The 17,438-nt window shown below is 68.0% G+C and carries 14 protein-coding genes; 7 read left to right on the plus strand and 7 right to left on the minus strand.

Annotated elements, in window-relative coordinates; translation table 11 throughout:
- Positions 1-48 precede the first annotated feature (48 nt).
- From ASG75_RS09875 to ASG75_RS09895, 5 genes are all read right to left on the minus strand, one after another.
- Entirely contained in the window at positions 49-1,416 is a 1,368-nt protein-coding gene (locus ASG75_RS09875; RefSeq protein ID WP_056388421.1) for an AMP-binding protein, read from the minus strand.
- A 135-nt stretch (positions 1,417-1,551) separates the two neighbouring features.
- A complete protein-coding gene (locus tag ASG75_RS09880; RefSeq protein ID WP_056388423.1) occupies positions 1,552-2,124 on the minus strand; it encodes a Sua5/YciO/YrdC/YwlC family protein in 573 nt (190 codons plus the stop codon).
- A complete protein-coding gene (locus ASG75_RS09885) occupies positions 2,125-4,626 on the minus strand; it encodes a DNA topoisomerase I (RefSeq protein WP_056388425.1) in 2,502 nt (833 codons plus the stop codon). It lies immediately after the preceding gene.
- A 122-nt stretch (positions 4,627-4,748) separates the two neighbouring features.
- Complete coding sequence (gene dprA, locus ASG75_RS09890) at positions 4,749-5,924, minus strand: DNA-processing protein DprA (RefSeq protein ID WP_056388426.1); 1,176 nt, start codon at positions 5,922-5,924, stop codon at positions 4,749-4,751.
- Between the two features lie 92 nt (positions 5,925-6,016).
- The gene (locus ASG75_RS09895; RefSeq protein WP_056388428.1) at positions 6,017-7,138 is read right to left on the minus strand and encodes a LysM domain-containing protein; all 1,122 of its coding nucleotides are present in this window, start codon (positions 7,136-7,138) and stop codon (positions 6,017-6,019) included.
- Between the two features lie 188 nt (positions 7,139-7,326).
- Between ASG75_RS09895 and def the strand changes: the two genes are divergently transcribed.
- From def to ASG75_RS09920, 5 genes are all read left to right on the plus strand, one after another.
- Complete coding sequence (gene def / locus ASG75_RS09900; RefSeq protein ID WP_056388430.1) at positions 7,327-7,836, plus strand: peptide deformylase; 510 nt, start codon at positions 7,327-7,329, stop codon at positions 7,834-7,836.
- Positions 7,833-8,777, plus strand: coding sequence for a methionyl-tRNA formyltransferase (fmt, locus tag ASG75_RS09905; protein WP_056388431.1), 945 nt, complete (start codon positions 7,833-7,835; stop codon positions 8,775-8,777). Before def ends, fmt begins: the two co-directional genes overlap by 4 nt.
- Complete coding sequence (gene rsmB / locus ASG75_RS09910) at positions 8,777-10,078, plus strand: 16S rRNA (cytosine(967)-C(5))-methyltransferase RsmB (RefSeq protein ID WP_056388433.1); 1,302 nt, start codon at positions 8,777-8,779, stop codon at positions 10,076-10,078. The genes fmt and rsmB overlap by 1 nt, the downstream gene beginning before the upstream one ends.
- A 117-nt stretch (positions 10,079-10,195) precedes the next feature.
- Positions 10,196-11,908, plus strand: a complete 1,713-nt coding sequence (locus ASG75_RS09915; protein ID WP_056388434.1) for a glycosyltransferase family 39 protein — start codon at positions 10,196-10,198, stop codon at positions 11,906-11,908.
- Between the two features lie 122 nt (positions 11,909-12,030).
- Entirely contained in the window at positions 12,031-13,290 is a 1,260-nt protein-coding gene (locus ASG75_RS09920) for an O-antigen ligase family protein (protein WP_162253101.1), read from the plus strand.
- Between the two features lie 6 nt (positions 13,291-13,296).
- Here ASG75_RS09920 and ASG75_RS09925 read toward each other — a convergent pair whose 3' ends face one another.
- Both ASG75_RS09925 and ASG75_RS09930 read right to left on the minus strand, forming a co-directional pair.
- Positions 13,297-14,190 (minus strand): glycosyltransferase, encoded by an 894-nt coding sequence (locus tag ASG75_RS09925; RefSeq protein ID WP_056388439.1) that lies wholly within the window; start codon positions 14,188-14,190, stop codon positions 13,297-13,299.
- A gap of 35 nt (positions 14,191-14,225) precedes the next feature.
- On the minus strand, positions 14,226-15,224 hold the full coding sequence (locus ASG75_RS09930) for a glycosyltransferase family 2 protein (RefSeq protein WP_235580182.1): 999 nt from the start codon (positions 15,222-15,224) through the stop codon (positions 14,226-14,228).
- A 166-nt stretch (positions 15,225-15,390) separates the two neighbouring features.
- Here ASG75_RS09930 and ASG75_RS09935 point away from each other — a divergent pair, with 166 nt between their 5' ends.
- Together ASG75_RS09935 and ASG75_RS09940 are read left to right on the plus strand one after the other, a co-directional pair.
- On the plus strand, positions 15,391-16,206 hold the full coding sequence (locus ASG75_RS09935; RefSeq protein ID WP_056388443.1) for a glycosyltransferase family 2 protein: 816 nt from the start codon (positions 15,391-15,393) through the stop codon (positions 16,204-16,206).
- 141 nt (positions 16,207-16,347) lie between these two features.
- Positions 16,348-17,379 carry a CDP-glycerol glycerophosphotransferase family protein gene (locus tag ASG75_RS09940; protein WP_056388445.1) on the plus strand — a complete coding sequence of 344 codons (1,032 nt, stop codon included), beginning with the start codon at positions 16,348-16,350 and terminating at the stop codon, positions 17,377-17,379.
- The last annotated feature ends 59 nt before the right edge of the window (positions 17,380-17,438 follow it).

A 17,438-nucleotide genomic window follows, 5' to 3' on the forward strand; every position in this document is an offset into this window, starting at 1 on the left:
GGCGCAGGCGCGCATTGTAGCGGCTGCGACGGAGCGCCCGCCGTTCTCCTAGGAGTGCAGCAGTTCCAGCAGCGCGGCGCGCGGCAGCTTGCCGGTCTCGTTGCGCGGCAACGCCTCGACCAGTTTCAACGGGCGCGGCAGGAACAGCGGATCGATCGCGCGGCGCAAGGCATCGAGGATGGCGTGCTCGTCCAGCCCCGGCGCCACCGCCAGCGCCGCAATGCGGTGCACGCCAAGCGCATCACCGTCGTCGAGCTGGAACACCACGCCGTCGCGCACGCCCGGTATGGCCAGCAGGCGCCGGCTGAGGTCGCCCAGCGAGGCGCGCTTGCCGGCGATCTCCAGCATGTCGGCATGCCGACCGCGCAGGCGGAAGTGGCGGCCGCCGTGGGACAGGCTGACGATGTCGGCCAGGGTGACCGGCGCATCCAGTTGCGGCGCCTCCACCGCGGTGCCGTCCGGCTGCGGGTGCAGGCTTGCCGCCTCGTACAGCGACCAGTCCTCGTCCACGGTGGGGCGGCGACTGGCGAACACGCAGGTCTCGGTGGAACCGAATACCTCCAGCAGCGGCGCGCCGAAGCGCTGCTCGGCGGCCCGGGCCAGCTCGACCGGCAAGGGCGCGGTGGCCGACAGCATCGCCGCGACCGGCGGCAACGCGATGCCCGACTCGACCAGCGCGCGCAGGTGCACCGGCGTGGTCACCAGCACCCGCGGCGCCGGCACCTCGGCCAGCGCCGCGGCCACGTCGGCCGGAAAGAACGGCCGTCCGGCATGCACGCCGGCGCCACCCAGCAGCGGCAACAGCACCGACATCTCCATGCCGTACATGTGCTGCGGCGGCACCGTGGCGACGATCTCGAAGCGCGGCCCGACCACCGCGCGCAGCATCGCCAGGTTGCCGGCGTTGCTGGCGTGGAAGCTGCCCCAGGTCTTCAGGTTTGCGCTGGGCGTGCCGGTGGAGCCGGAGGTGTAGCCGATCGCCACCACTTGCCCGGCCGGAATCGACGGCCATGCCGCATCAAGTTCAAGCGGCGATGCGGCGTCCAGCGGCAGCAGTTGCCGGTAGCCGCGCGGCGCCGGATCAAGCGCCTGCTCGCCCAGCGCATAGCAGCCCGGATGCGCCGCCATCACTTCGTCCACCGCCTGCGGCGCGCGCGACGACGGCAGCAGGTTGGTCTGGCCGCGCAACGCGATGGCGCAGAACGCGACCAGGAATGCGTAGCGGTCCTCGCACAGGTTTACCGCCGCGGCGGCCACCGGCAGTTCGGCGGCCACCGCCTGCACCTGTGCCAGGAAGCGCGCCGCGTTCACCGGCTCGCCGTGATGCCAGGCCACGATCCGCGCGGGATCGGCCGCGTCCAGCAACGGCAGTCGTGGCGGCGCCTCACGCTGGTAGGTGTCGTAAACGATGGCCAAGCTGCGCTCTCCCTGATCTTTGATTCGTCACGCCCGGCAGCATCGCGCCGCACGATGAACGGCGGCATGAACGGTGGCGGCTGGCATCCCGCGGCGGTTCAGCTGATGCATGAGCCGGCGCGTTCCCGTGGACGCTCAGGCGCGGATGATAGCGCCCGACAGCGCATCGCGGATGATCGTGGGGCTGGCCTGGTTACCCAGCGGGGCATCCAGCAGGCCATCCAGCGCATCGCCGAAATAATCCGCCACGACCTGCGCCGAGCGCGCCGACGGCTGGCCGTGCGGGTTCGCGCTAGTCGACACCAGTGCGCCGCCGAACGCCCGGCACAACGCGGCGGCCGGTTCGTGCGCGGTGACCCGCAGCGCGATCCCGGCATGCGCGCCGGCGACCCACGACGGCACGTCGGCCGAGCGCGGAAAGATCCAGGTGTGCGGACCGGGCCAGCTCGCACGTACCTGCTGCAGTACCTCGCCGGGCACCGCGGCCAGCTCGATGTAGCGTTCGACCTGGGCGAAGTCCGCCGCGATCAGCAGCACGCCCTGGGTAGCCGGGCGCTGCTTCAGCGCAAACAGCCGCTCGAACGCGAACCGGTCATGCGGATCGCAGCCGAGGCCGAACACCGCCTCGGTGGGATAGGCCAGCACGCCGCCGCCATGCAGCAATGCGGCGGCGGCGTCGAGTTCGGCGAGAATGAAGCGCTGCAGCACTCAGGCCCCGGCTTTGCTGGTCGCGGGCTTCCTTGCAGCCGCCTTCTTCGTGGCGGCCTTCTTTGTCGCCGTCTTCTTCGCCGTGGTCTTCTTCGCCGCAGTCTTCTTGGTGGCGGCCTTCTTCACCGCCGCCTTCTTTGCCGGCGCCGCCTTCTTCGCGGCGGCCTTCCTGGTCGCACCCTTCTTGCCGAAGCGGCCCGGCTTGCGTGCCGGTGCGGCCGCCAGCAGCTCCAGGCACTGCGCCTCGGTCAGCTCCTTCGGCTCCTGCTCCTTCGGGATGCGCGCGTTCTTCTCGCCGTCGGTGATGTAGGCGCCGTAGCGGCCGTTGAGCACCTGCACGCCGTTGCCGAAGTCGAGGATCAACCGGTTCGCCAGCATCTCGAGTTTTTCCTGCACGATCTGCAGTGCGCGCGGCAACTCGATCGTGTACGGATCATCCTCGGGCTTCAGCGAGGCATAGGTGCTGCCCTGCTTCACGAACGGACCGAAGCGGCCGACACCGACCATCACCTCGTCGCCGTTTTCGGCCTGGCCGAGCTGACGCGGCAGCTTGAACAGCTCCAGCGCTTCGGCCAGCGTGATCATGTGCATGCTCTGGCCGGGGCGCAGCGAGGCAAAGGTCGGCTTGTCCTCGTCGTCCTTGGTGCCGATGGCGACATACGGCCCGAACCGGCCCAGCCGCACCGACACCGGCTTGCCGGTTTTCGGATCGCTGCCGAGTTCGCGTGCGCCGGTGGCCTCGCTGCGGTCGACCGACTCGGTCTTCTCGTCCACCTGCTGCTTGAACGGCAGCCAGAAGCGCTCCATCAGCGGCACCCAGGCTTCCTCGCCGCGGCTGACCGCGTCCAGCTCGTCTTCCATCTTCGCGGTGAAGTCGTAATCGACGTACTGGGTGAAGTGCTGGGTGAGGAACTTGCTGACCGCGCGGCCGACGTCGCTGGGTTTGAAGCGGCGGCTGTCGAGGAACACGTATTCGCGGTTCTGCAGCACCTGGATGATGCTGGCGTAGGTCGATGGGCGACCGATGCCGTGTTCTTCCAGCGCCTTGACCAGGCTCGCCTCGGAATAGCGCGGCGGCGGCTCGGTGAAATGCTGGTCGGCGGCGATCTCGTGCAGCGGCACTTGTTCGCCCACGGCCAGCCGCGGCAGGCGGCGGCCTTCGTCGTCGTCCTCGGCATTCTTCTGGTCGCGACCTTCCTCGTACACGGCGAGGAAACCCGGATCGACCACGGTGGTGCCGCTGGCGCGGAACGCAGCGTCGCCGCCGACCACGTGGGGCACTGCGAATTCCACCGTCACGGTGTTCAGCGTGGCGTGGATCATCTGGCAGGCGACCGTACGCTTCCAGATCAGCTCGTACAGCTTGCGCTGGTCGTCGTTGAGGAACGCGGCCACCGATTTCGGCGTGTGCATCGCCGAAGTCGGGCGGATCGCCTCATGCGCTTCCTGCGCGTTCTTCGACTTGGTCTTGTACACCTGCGGCGCGTCCGGCAGCGCCTTGGCGCCGAAGTCGCGCGCGATCAGCTGGCGCAGTTCGGCCATCGCATCGTCGCCGAGCATGGTGGAGTCGGTACGCATGTAGGTGATCAGGCCGACGTTGCCTTCGTCGCCCAGCGCCACGCCTTCGTACAGGCCCTGCGCCACCTTCATCGTGCGGCTGGTGGTGAAGCCGAGCTTGCGCGCGGCCTCCTGCTGCAGGGTGGAGGTGGTGAACGGCGCGGCCGGACGGCGCTTGCGTTCCTTCGAACCGACCTCGCTGACGGCGAGGCGGCCGCGCGTGGCCTGCTTCAGCGCGTCGCGGGCGGCCTGCGCATCGGCTTCGTTGGTGAGGTCGAACTGTTCGAATTTCTTGCCGTTGAGTTTGGAGAGGCGCGCGCTGAAGTCGCCCTCGGCGTGTTTCAGCTGCGCCTCGATGGTCCAGTACTCGCGTGCCTTGAACGCTTCGATCTCGTCCTCGCGCTCGACGATCATGCGCAGTGCCGGCGACTGCACGCGGCCGGCGGACAGCCCGCGCTGCACCTTGCGCCACAGCACCGGCGACAAGTTGAAGCCGACCAGATAGTCCAGCGCGCGACGGGCCTGCTGCGCATCGACCAGGTCGTGCGACAACTGGCGCGGCGCGGCCACCGCGGCCTTGATCGCCTTCGGCGTGATCTCGGAGAACACCACCCGGTGCAGCTGCTTGCCCTTGGTCAGGCCGCGCTCCTTCAGGATCTCGCTGATGTGCCAGCTGATCGCCTCGCCTTCGCGATCCAAGTCGGTCGCCAGATAGATGTCGTCGGCCAGCTTGGCGGCCTTGGCGATCGCGTCGACGTGCTTCTCGTTGCGCTCGATGATCTCGTAGGCCATGGTGAAACCGTGCTCGGTGTCGACCGCGCCCTCCTTCGGCTTCAGGTCACGCACGTGACCGTAGGAGGCGAGGACCTGGAAATCCTTGCCGAGGTATTTGTTGATCGTCTTGGCCTTGGCCGGCGATTCGACGATGAGCAGGTTTTTTGCCATGAAACTGGATATCCACCAAGTGAACCACCGGCGCTTCCGTGCCGGACATATATATAGTTGAAACCACGCCGCGCCAACGGCTGTCAAGCCCGACCGGGCCGCACACACCGCGCGACAGCGGCTCAGCCGCCGGGTAATCGCTGGTAGCGGTTGCCCGGCAGACTCTCGACCCGGGCTTCCAGTTCCAGCATCAGCAGCATCGCGGAAAGTGCGGCGGCCGACTGCCCGGTACGCTGCACAAGTTCGTCCAACGTCGTTGGTGCATGGCCAAGTTCGGCCAAAAGTCGCCGGTATTCGGAATCGCCACACTCTCTGGAATGCGCGCAAGCCAGATCGTCGCCACCCTCGATTGGTGCCGGCCCGGGCGTTTCGCCGGCCGCCGCACCCAGCCGGGCGGCCAGTTCGCCGCCAAGCATGCGCGCTGCCGGCGCCAATGTCTCGACAATCTCCGCCGCGGCCTCGACCAGCCGGGCGCCGTCGCGGATCAGCCGGTGGCAGCCGCGGGCCAGCGGATTGTGGATCGAGCCGGGCAAGGCAAACACCTCACGGCCCTGTTCGGCGGCCAGCCGGGCGGTGATCAGCGAGCCGGAACGCAGGCCCGCCTCGATCACCAGGGTACCCAGCGCCAGGCCGGAGATGATCCGGTTGCGCCGCGGGAAGTGGTCCGGGCGTGCGGGCGTGCCGGGTGGGAACTCGCTGACCAGCGCACCGTGCGCGGCGATCCGCCGGGCCAGCGCATGATGCTTGCGCGGATACACCCGATCCGCCCCGGTGCCGACCACCGCGAGGGTTTTCGCGCCGGCGTCCAGCGCGGCCGTGTGGGCGGCGCCGTCGATGCCGTCGGCCATGCCGCTGGTGATCGCGAAACCGGCATCGGTCAGCGCCAGGGCAAATGCCCGGGCATGCGCGAGGCCTGCCGCGCTGGCGCCGCGCGCGCCCACAATCGCCACCTGCGGATACAGCAGCAGGCTGGCGTCGCCGACCACGAACAGCACGGCCGGCGGCTGCGGGATGTTTTCCAACTGCGGCGGGAAATCCGCCTCGGTGCAGCGCAGCAGCCGATGCTCCGGTTCGGCCAGCCAGGCCAGGTCGGCGGCCAGCTGCGCCTCGTCGGGCCGAGCCAGCCAGGCCTGGGCCAACTCGCCGAGCGGCGCGGCGTGGCGGCGCAGCTGCGCCAAGGCCACCCGGATATCGCCGCCGGCCGCATCCAGCCGCTCGCGCAGGCCGCCCGGGCCGAGGCCGGGCGTACGCAAGGCGATCAGCCACGCGCGCAATTCATCCAGGTCGTCCATGAGCATGGCCGCAGTTTACGCAGCAGGCACTCAAGGAAACGGCGCGGTGGGAGCCGCGCCGTCGTGTAGGCAGATGCCGCCGTGATTCCTGCCGGCGGTTATTCCGGCATGACCAGGCGGCCGCCGACGTGCACCGGGCGCAGGCCGTCCATCACCAGGCCGTAGCTGACCCGGTCGAAGGTGCGGAACACCATCACGTGGCCGACGTACTCGTCCGGCAGCTTGACCGTCTCGCCGAAGCTCCGGTTCCAGCTGTTGCTGGCCACGTCGTCGTGGATCGTCTCGCCCGGCTGGAAGATGGTGTAGGTCTGGCCGTTGTCGACGCCGTCCTTCGCGCCGATCGACAGCATCACCACCTGGCGCGGACCGGCTGCGTCCATCGCGTCGGCGAAGCCGATCACCTTGGCGTTGGCCGGCACCGACTTCGGCGCATGCGGGTAGTAGTAGGCGTCGTACGGCGACTCGTCCAGCGGCATGATGCGATCGCCGCTGCGGATTTCCTGGGTGGCGTTGAGCAGCAGCAGAGTCGCCGGATCGCCCGTGCGCAGCGTCTCGGCGGTGCCGATCACGCTGACCTCGACACCGAGGTCGTCACCCTTGCCGTAGTGGCCGTCGTTGCGGGAATCCTCGCGCCACGGCGAGCGAACCATCGCCGCGTTGCTGTCCAGATCGTGCGCGACCAGATCGGCGCTGGCCGCATCGTCCTGGTTGAAACCGCGGAACACGTGGCTCGGCCGCACGATCGCCCAGCGCTGGCCCGGCTCGCCCTGCAGGCCGCGCACGTAGATGTTCTGGCCGACGGCGCCGCGCAGGCGCGACTCCTCGAGACCCACCACGTACGGCGCCGAGCTGACCTCTTCCGAGGTCATCACGCGCATGTCCTTGAGGAACATCTTCAGTTCGGACAGCGGGATCGCCGGCACCGCCTCGCCTTCGCGATGCACGCTCGGCTGCAGGCCCACGCGCGGCCCATTGATGAAGGACAGGTTGAGCACGTCGCCGGGATAGATCAGGTGCGGGTTGCGTACCTGCGGATTGGCCTGCCAGATCTCCGGCCACAGCCACGGCTTGGACAGGAACTTGGCGGAGATGTCCCAGAGTGTGTCGCCCCGGCGCACGGTATAGCTGTCGGGATGATCGGCCCGCAATTGCGCACCGGCCGCATAGACGGCCACGGTGACCAGCATGCCGGCCAGCAACACGATAATTTTCTTGATCATTGGTGGGAATCCCCCTTCCCCAGATGCTCGGTCGAGTGTAACCGAATGGTTAACGCGCGCAACAGGTGCGAGTTGGCAAAAATCGTCTGCACTCGGGCGCTTGCCGACGTACAATAAGACACATTCTAGATGGCTCCGAGGGTGGCTTTTTACCAAATCGCCCGCACTTTCGGGGCCAAGGTGATGCCATGTCCACGTTGTCCATTCTCGAATTCCCCGACCCCCGCCTGCGCACCCGCGCCGCGCCGGTGACCGTGTTCGACGCGAAACTGAAGCAGTTCGTCGCCGACATGCTCGAGACCATGTACGCCGCCAACGGCGTCGGCCTTGCCGCCACCCAGGTCAACGTGCACCAGCGCGTACTGGTCGCCGACATGAGCGACGAGCGCAACCAGCCGCTGGCGCTGATCAACGCGCAGGTCCTCGAGAAGGACGGCTCGCAGGTCTACCAGGAAGGCTGCCTGTCGTTCCCCGGCCTGTACGCCGACGTCACCCGCGCGCTGAAAGTGAAGGTAAAGGCGCAGGACGCGACCGGCAAGGAAATCGTCGTCGAGGCCGAAGGCCCGCTGGCGGTGTGCATCCAGCACGAAATGGACCACCTGGAAGGCAAGGTGTTCGTCGACTACCTGTCGCCGCTGAAGCGCAACCTGCTGCTGAAACGGCTGGAAAAGCACCGCAAGCAGGCGGTCGGTGCTTGAGTAGCCGTAGCCCAGGCTTGCGGCTGGTCTTCGCCGGTACCCCGGAATTCTCCGTACCCTACCTCGAGGCCTGCCGCGCCAGCGGCGCCGAGGTGGTGGCCGTCTATACCCAGCCCGACCGCCCCGCCGGCCGCGGCCGCAAGCTCACGCCCAGCCCGGTCAAGCAGGCCGCGCTGGCTGCCGGCATCGCGGTCGAGCAACCCGAATCGCTGAAATCCGCCGACGTGCAGCAGCGGCTCGCCGATTACCGCCCCGACCTGCTGGTGGTGGTCGCCTATGGCCTGATCCTGCCGCGCAAGGTGCTGGCGATCCCGCGGCTCGGCTGCTGGAACGTACACGCCAGCCTGCTGCCGCGCTGGCGCGGCGCCGCGCCGATCCAGCGTGCGATCCTCGCCGGCGACCGCGAAAGCGGGGTCGACCTGATGCGGATGGAAGCCGGCCTGGATACCGGTCCGATACTGCTCGAACGACGTACCCCGATCGGCCGCGACGACACCGGCGGCTCGCTGCACGACCGTCTCGCCATGCTGGGCGCGGAGGTGCTGGCCGAGGGCCTGCACCACACGCTGGCCGGCGAGGCGCTGGTCGCCACGCCGCAGCCCGAAGACGGCGTGACCTACGCGCACAAGCTGGACAAGGCCGAAGCGAAGCTCGACTTCAGCCGCCCCGCGCTCGAACTGGAACGCCAGGTGCGCGCGTTCGACCCGTGGCCGGTGGCCGAAGGCGAGATCGCCGGCGAGCCGCTGCGGATCTGGGCCGCCCACGCGATCGAGCTCGATCACCATGCTGCGCCGGGCCGCGTGCTGACCGCCGGCCGCGACGGCATCGACCTGGCCTGCGGCACGGGCGCCCTGCGCGTCACCGCGGTGCAGCGCGCGGGCGGCAAGCGCATCGGCGCGGTCGACTACCTCAACGCCCGCCCCGAATTGCGTCGCAGCTGATGAAAGCCGACACCCGCGCGCTGGCCGCCAGGGGACTGGCCGAAGTCGCCCTGCGCGGCGCCTCGTTGCGCGAGGTGATGGAGCGCTACGCGCCACGGCTGGCCGATCCGCGCGACCGCGCCCTGCTGATGGCCCTGCTTAGCGAAGGCGCGCGCTGGTGGCTGCGCTTCGATCCCGCAATCGACGGTCTGCTGGAAAAATCCCTGCGGCACAAGGACCCGGCCGTGCACGCGCTGCTGGTGCTGGGCCTGGTGCAGTTGGAGATCCTCGAACTGCAGGACTACGCCGCAGTGGCCGCCACGGTCGAGGCGGTGCGTGCGCTGAAGCGCCCGCAACTGGCCGGACTGGTGAATGCCGTATTGCGACGCTGGCAACGCGAACGCGAAAGCCTGCTGGCGAAACTCGATGCCAAGCCGCAGACCCGCCATGCCCACCCGGCCTGGCTGGCCGACGCGCTGCAGCGCGACTGGCCGCAACAGGCCGAAACCGTGATGCTTGCCGACAACCGCGAGCCGCCGCTGATGCTGCGGGTCAATCGCCAACGCAGCGAACGCGCCACCTTGATCGATCAACTGCAGGCCGCCGGTTACGCGGCGACGGCGCATCCGTGGCTGAGCGACGCGCTGGTGCTGCCGCACAGCGTCGACGTCACCCGCATGCCCGGCTTCGAGGACGGCCTGTTCGCGGTGCAGGACGGCGCGGCGCAAGTGGCCGCCGATCTCGCCGACCTGCACGACGGCCTGCGCGTGCTGGACGCCTGCGCCGCCCCCGGCGGCAAGGCCTGCCACCTGCTCGAGCGCGCCGACATCGAGCTGACCGCACTGGAATTCGACGCCGCACGCGCCGAACGTATCCGCCAGAACCTGATGCGACTGCGCCTGAACGCCAAGGTGGTGATCGGCGACGCCGGCGCGCCGAAAGGCTGGTGGAACGGCCGACCGTTCGACCGCATCCTGATCGACGCGCCCTGCTCGGCCACCGGCGTGCTGCGCCGCCGGCCGGACGTGCGCTTGCATCGGCGCGAGAGCGACATCGCCGCGATGCACGCGCAGCAACGCCGCATCCTGTCCGCGCTGTGGCCGTTGCTGGCGCCGGGCGGACGGCTGGTCTACATCACCTGTTCGGTGCTGCGCGCGGAGAACGAGGCGATCGTGGGCGCATGGCTGGCGGCCCAACCCGATGCCCTGGCGCTGCCGTTCACCCTGCCGGTCGGACAGGCCGCCGCCGTCGGCTGGCAGATCCTTCCCGGCGACGGCGACCTGGACGGCATGTATTACGCGGTGCTGCAAAAACCGCGCTAAGCCAATACTCGGGCGTCCATGCCATCTTGCCCGCGCCGCCGCGCACACCAGGACGCTCCGTTCGTCGGGCTATGATGCGCGCCATCATTGATCGCCGCTGACGGGACGTCCCCGACCGTGAAGTCTTGCGTACCGCTGTCCCAGGCCCGCCCGCTGTGGCTGCGCAGCGCCCGCTGGGAGTTGCTGCTGTTCGGCGCATTCGCGCTGCTGCTGCTCGGCCTCGGCATCGGCCTGCGCGACCCGTGGCCGTCCGACGAACCGCGCTTCGCGCTGGTGGCCCGGCTGATGGTCGAGCACGGCCAGTGGCTGTTTCCGCACCGCGGTCACGAGCTGTACCCGGACAAGCCGCCGGTGTTCATGTGGCTGCAGGCGCTCAGCTACTTCCTCACCCACAACTGGCGCATCGCCTTTCTGCTGCCGTCGCTGGCCGCCGCGCTGGGTGCGCTGGCGCTGGTCTACGACCTGGCGCGCCGGCTGTGGAACCATCGCAGCGCGCTGCTGGCCGCGGCCACGCTGCTGGTGACCATCCACTTCACCTACCAGATGCGCAACGCGCAGATCGACCCGCTGCTGCTGGGCTGGATCACCCTGGCCAACTACGGCCTGTTGCGCCACCTGTTGCTGGGGCCGTCATGGCGCTGGTTCGCCGCCGGCTGCTGCTTCGCCGGGGTGGGCGTGGCGACCAAGGGCGTCGGCGTGCTGGCACTGCTGATGCTGATTCCCTATCTCGTGGCACGCCGCGGCCACTGGCACCAGCTGGCGCTGCCCACCGGCGGCTGGCGCTGGGCCGGCGGACTGGCGCTGTTTTTCGTGCCGATCCTGGGCTGGCTGCTGCCGATGCTGCTGGTCGCGCATGCCGACGGCGACCCGCAGCACGCCGAGTACGTGCAGAACATCCTGTTCGGGCAGACCGTGCACCGTTACGCCACGCCGACCGGGCACCTCCACTCGCCGTTCTATTTCCTCGGCATCATCGCGGTCGACTGGCTGCCGCTGTCGCTGCTGCTGCCATGGGCGCTGCCGGCATGGTGGCGGCGGCTGCAGCGGCACGATGCGCGCTTCCTGCTGCCGCTGGGCTGGATCGTGCTGTTGCTGCTGTTCTTCTCGTTCAGCCCGGGCAAGCGCGACGTCTACATCCTGCCGGCGCTGCCGATGACCGTGCTGGCGCTGGCGCCGTTGCTGCCCGGCCTGCTGCGCCGGCGTGGCGTGCGCATTGCGGTGTTCGCGCTGACCGTGCTGCTGGCCGGCGCGCTCACCGTCGCGGCCGCACTGGCGATCCACCGGCACCCGGCCTGGGCAGTGAAGATCGAACAAAGCCTGGATCCGCAGATCTGGCGGATGCTGCTTTGCATCGGCGCCGCCGGTCTGCTGATCGCCGCGCTCACGCGGATCCGCCGCGCGCCGCTGGGCTGGCTGCTGTTCGCCGGCGTGCTGTGGGCGGTATACGGCCTGTGGGGCTACCCGATGCTCAACGGCGACCGTTCCGCGCACGACGTGATGGTGCGGGCGCGGGCCATCGCCGGGCCGGACGCCAGCATCGGCCTGCTCGCCTGGAAGGAGCAGAACCTGCTGATGGCCGAGGGGCCGGTCACCGAATTCGGCTTCCTGAAACCCTGGCCGCAGCAGTACGCCGACGCCACCGCCTGGCTGCGGCAGGACCCGGCACGGCGCTGGATCTTCAGCCTCGACGAGGCGATGGGCCACTGCGTGGATCGCCGGCGCGCCACCCATGTCGGCCACGCCAACCGGCGCGAATGGTGGATGTTCCAGGCCGACGCGGTAGTGTCTGGCTGCGTTCCCGACAGCAGCGGCGATGCCGAAGCCGACTGATCCCGGCAGGTTTCGTCACCGCGGTCATACCCGGCTCAGCCCTTGCTGGTAAATTGCTGGCGATATATGCCCTGGAACACGGTCCCGACGGAAAGCGCAGCTGTCCGGGCCGTTCCTCACCGATGGAATATCGCCACGTGCAAGCAGCGTTGAAACAATGGCAACTGTGGTCTCTTTCCGTCCTGGTGGCCTTGATGCCACTATCGTTCTCGACCGATCAACATATCAAGGTTCTGCCGACGGCACTGCTATTTCTGGCTGGGCTGGGCCTGCTCGCCCGTGATCGGCAGACACGTCGCAGCTATCGCGCCGCATGGCTTGTGGTTGCCGCGGCGCTGCTCATGGTGGGTTTCGTTTTCTTCAATGTACTGGCCCACCGGCTCGGTTGGCGCCCGGTGGACCGGCCTGCCCACATCCTGCTGTACCTGGTGATTGCGGCTGCTTTCAGCCAGCCGTTACGCATGCGGCTGGTCTGGGCAGGTTTCAGCCTCACCGCCATCGTGCTTGGCGCCGTGTGCATGGTGCAGCATCACGTGTTCGACATAGACCGCGCCTACGGCCTCAACGGCGGTGTATCGGCATCGATCCAGCTGGCGACGATCCTGCTGGGACTGTCTCTGGCAGCACTCATGCAAGTGCTGAGTCCGCGAACCGGCGTCCGGGAAAAAGCGCTGCACGCCCTGGCCATGGCCTTCGGCATGTATGGGGCGCTACTGACCCAGAGCCGCGGCCCGCTGCTGGCGTATGTGCCGGTATTCATGCTGTTGCTGCTGCTTCATGCGTGGCGTTCCGGGCACTGGCGCTCGAGCCTGCTGCTGGCGCTCGTGGTGAGCACCGTCGCCGGGGTGGCCACGTTCGGCATGCGCGATGAAATGGTGACGCGCTTCGAGGCCATTGCCCCGGAAGTGACCACCTTCGATCACCACGACGACGCCCGCGGCGCCATTCGCGAGCGGCTAGAGATGTGGCGTACCGCCGGCCGCGCCTTCGTCGCCCATCCCTTCATTGGTATCGGCATCAACCAGTTCGACGATTACGTGCACGCCGAGATCGCTGCCGGCCGCAGCAACTCCGCCATCGGCGGGTACAACCAGCCGCACAATGAATATCTGGAGGCCGCCGCCACCGGTGGCGTGCCTGGCCTGCTGGTGCTGCTGCTGGTGTTTGCCCTGCCGCTGCGTTATTTCAGCCGTCACGTGTTCGATCCGGATGAAGCGGTGGCGTTGCCGGCGTCGGTCGGGATGGCGCTGATCGGCCTGTACGTGCTGTGTGCGCTCACCGACAGCGTGTTCTACCGCGTGATGACGCAGTCGTTCTATTTTTTCCTGGTGCTGGGCATGGCGGTACAGGTCGGCCGGCTGCGCCGGTCGCGCTCCGGCTGAGCCGCCTCACGCCGTGGCAGGCTGTGCGGCTCCGAGCATGTCCTCCAGTACCGTCGGCCAATGCTGCAGCGGCCGGCCGATCGTCCGCAAGTCTGCCGGCGCAGTCGCGAATTCATCCAGGTGCTGCCCGACACCTTTTTCACAACGGATCAGGCGCCGCCGCCGGGTGTCTTCCAGGATGTGGTCGTTGGGATTGCCGACGACGTGCTTGCGGGTGCGGTGGTACAGATGCGCCGCCAACCCGCTGAGACGCAGGTCGCGGCGAAGCAGACCCGCGTGGAAAGCGCGCACCGCCAGCTCGGTATCTTCGCGTCCCCAGCCGGTCATCGCTTCGTTGAAACCATTGATGCGCAGCAGGTCGTCGCGCCAGAACCCCATGTTGCAGCTCTTGATGCCGCGCTGCCGCCGGCCGGGCTTGGCAAACAGGCGCGCCAGCGCCGGCAGGCGCAGCGTATGCCGGCGCCGATCGACGCCACGACGGAAAAACCCCGGAATTGCCGGGCCGCGCCCCAGCATGTGCCGGGTCAGCCTGGCATCGGTCAGCACCCGCGAGCCCTGCGCGAAACAGCCATGCCGCGCGAAGGCGCGGTGGTCGGCGATGAAATGGGGCTCAACCACCATGTCGCCATCGAGCAGGATCAGGTAGTCGCCCTGCGCTGCAGCGATCGCGCGATTGCGTGCCCGACTCATGCGCGCACCATCGTCCGGCTGCCACAGGTGCACCAGGCGCACCGGGTAGTTCCGGGCAAGGCGCAGCAGCAATTCGCGTGTGGCCGGCTGCGAGCCATCGTCGGTGACGATGACTTCGTAAGGCAGTTCGACTTGGGCGGCGAGTGCCTGCAGCACCAGCTCGAGCGCCTCGGGCCAGTTGTAGGTAATCACGGCGACGCTGATCCGCATGTCCGTTCCCATTGCACGCATTGTCGGCGGCGGCGTCATTTGCGGCGCTTCCAACCATGCCGGAGGATGTTCAGCGCACGTTCCCATTTTCGCCATGGCGATACCCGCCGCATCATCACCAGTCGCACATAGCGCCGGGTCTCGCTCCATGGCGGAGACGGCTTGGTCATGAACTCGAGTTTGCTGAACTCGATGCATTCAGGTCCCAGCCCGACTTTCGCCGCGTAATGCCGGATCAGTGCGCTGGAGGTCATCTTGTTGATGTACTCGATGCGCGGCGAACGATTCGACCACCAGCCGTTCCTGTCATGGATGCGATAGCCGACGCAGCCGGTGGGCAGGTAATACTTGTGTGCGCCCAGCACGCTGCAGCCGAACACCAGGCAGTTGTCGGCCGACAGGCGCCAGGTACGGCGAAACGATTCGGGCAGATCCAGCGCCTGCCGTGCCCACTGCGCCCGCATTGACAACGCGGAAGTGGGTGCCCCATACCATTGGGTCAGCACATAGGTGCTGATCGCGGTATAGCCCAGGTCGACTGCGCGGTCGTGGAACCTCATCACCCGAGCCTGCCGGCCGAACAGTTGCAGGTCGGAGAACACGAAATCGACATCCGCACGGGCGTCGTACAACGCACCGAGCCGGGTCAGGTAGTCCGGCTCCCAGCGATCGTCGGAATCGAGGAAGCAGACCACATCCGCCTGCACCAGCCCGACGCCGCGCTGGAACGCCGCCAACTGCCCACCATTCGTGTCGCAGAGCAGGTTCACGCGCGCATCGCCGGCATAGCGCTCGCGCAACGTCGTCGCCGATCCATCGGTGGAACCATCATCGACCACGATGACCTGGGCTGGCTGCCGGCGTTGTGCCAGCACGCTTTCCACGGCCTCCACCACGAAGTCGCGGTAGTTGTAGCTGGTGACGACGACGGCAAAACTGGTTGCCGCACCCATCGCTCCGTGCGGCACGATGGAAGGAGCAGCCTGCGCAGGTTGCTCCGGGAGCATTCCGTTCGCGCCATCGTCTGCCCGCACGATCTCCTCCCACCTCTAGACTATTTTATTTGTGCAATGCATCCATGCCCCGATTGGTTACTGCGCCATAGCATAGCGGGCTTCGAGGCAAGGTGGCCCTCCGGGCCATGCAAATTCTGCGGATAACGTGACTGGCTGCCCAGACCGATCGGCTAGAATCCGCCGCATGCCCACGTTCCCGCTGACCCTCGCCGTCATCACCCACAACGAGGCCGAGAGCATCGCGCGCTGCCTGGACAGCGTGCCGTTCGCGGCCGAGAAGCTGGTGGTCGATTCCGGCAGCGACGACGACACGGTGGCGATCGCCCAGGCGCACGGCGCGCGCGTGGTTCACCAGGACTGGCTCGGCTTCGGCGCGCAGCGCAATTTCGCCAGCAGCCAGTGCCGCCACGACTGGATCCTGGTGCTGGACGCCGACGAGTACCTCAGCCCGGAACTCGCCGCGGAACTGCAGCAGCGCCTGCCGGCACTGATGGCCGGCGCCGCGCCGGCGATGTACCTGCGCCGCAGCACGATCTACATGGGCCGGCCGATGCGCTGGTACCGCCCGTCCGTGGGCGAAAAGCTGGCGCGGCTGTACCACCGCGGACGGGCGCGCTGGAGCGACGCACGGGTGCACGAGTCGCTGCGCTTCGACGGCGCCGCGCCGACCCTGCGCGCGCCGTTCAACCACGCCAACAACCCGGCCCTGCCGCACAAGCAGCTGAAGGTGCTGCGCTACGCCGAGTTGAAATGCCGCGACTGGCTGGACCAGCGCAAGCCGGTACGGATGTGGCAGGCGCCGTTCGTGTACGCGCTGGCCTTTCTCAAGGATTACCTGTTCCGGCTGGCCTTCCTGGACGGCTGGCGCGGCTTCCTGATCGCGCAGACCGCGGCCAGCTACGCGCTGTACAAGCGCATGCGCTACTACGAGATGGTCAACAACCCCGAATCGGTCGCAGATGCGGCCGATTTATTGAACAAACATCACATAGATCGCTGAGCACAAGTCCACTGCAACGCACGAGGCAACGAAACCGCACGGCACCTTCGCCTCCTCTCCCTTGGGGAGAGGATTGAGGAGAGGGTGTCAGGGCTGGCCACAATGCGTGTCGAGCACACTTCACGACTCCCGAATCCCGCCATGTCTTCCAAAAAGCATTACCTCCTCTACGGCTCCGAACGCTACGCACTGGCGATCCTGCGCCCGCTGCAGGAAGCGATCCGTGCCCGCGGCGGCGAGGCCGCCTGGTTCTTCGACGGCCCCGGCGCGGAGGATCTGGTCGCCGGCGAGCGCCTGCTGACGGTGGCCGAGGTGCGCGCGTGGCAGCCGCTCGCGGTAATCACCTCGTCCAACGCGGTGCCGCACTTCTTTCCCGGCGTGAAGGTCGAGACCTTCCACGGCTTCGACGCCGGCAAGCCGCGGCACATCTACGTGCGCGGCTTCTTCGACCTGTACTGCACCACCGGCCCGCGCGACACCGCGCAGTTCCAGGCGATCGCCGACAAGCTCGGCCACTTCAGCGTCATCGAAACCGGCTTCCCCAAGCTCGACCCGTTCATGCAGGAAATCACCGGCCCGCTGCCGCCGGTGCGCCAGCCGCCGGTGATCCTGTACCACTCCACCTTCTCGCCGTCGTGGAGCGCCGCCGAAACGCTGTACGAGGAAGTGAAGCGGCTGTCGCGCGACGGCCGCTGGCGCTGGATCGTCACCTTCCATCCGAAGATGAACCCGGACACCACCGCGAAGTTCAAGGCGCTGCAGAACGGGTACCTCAGCTTCGCCGGGAACGACAACATTCTGGAGCTGTTCCCGCAGGTCGACCTGATGTGCTCGGACACCTCTTCCGCACTCAACGAGTTCCTGCTCACCGGCAAGCCGGTGGTGACGTTCAAGAACCGCCGGCCCGGTCCGCAACTGATCGACATCGACGACCCGGCGCAGTTCGAGGGTGCGATCGCGCGTGCGCTGGCGCGGCCACCGGAACTGCTGCAGGCGATCCGCGACTACGCCGACGCGATCCACCCGTACCGCGACGGCCGTTCCAGCGAACGCGTGCTGGATGCGATCGACACCTTCATCGCCCGCGGCGCGAAGAATCGCCGGCGCAAGCCGCTGAACCTGTGGCGCAAGTTGAAGATCCGCCGCCGCATCGGCTACTGGGGACCGGCCTGATCGTGCAGCCGGTCGCCTTGCGCACGCATCGCGCAGGCTAGAATCACCCTTGGCCTCCC

It is taken from the genome of Rhodanobacter sp. Soil772, assembly GCF_001428385.1.
Taxonomy (GTDB): Bacteria; Pseudomonadota; Gammaproteobacteria; order Xanthomonadales; family Rhodanobacteraceae; genus Rhodanobacter.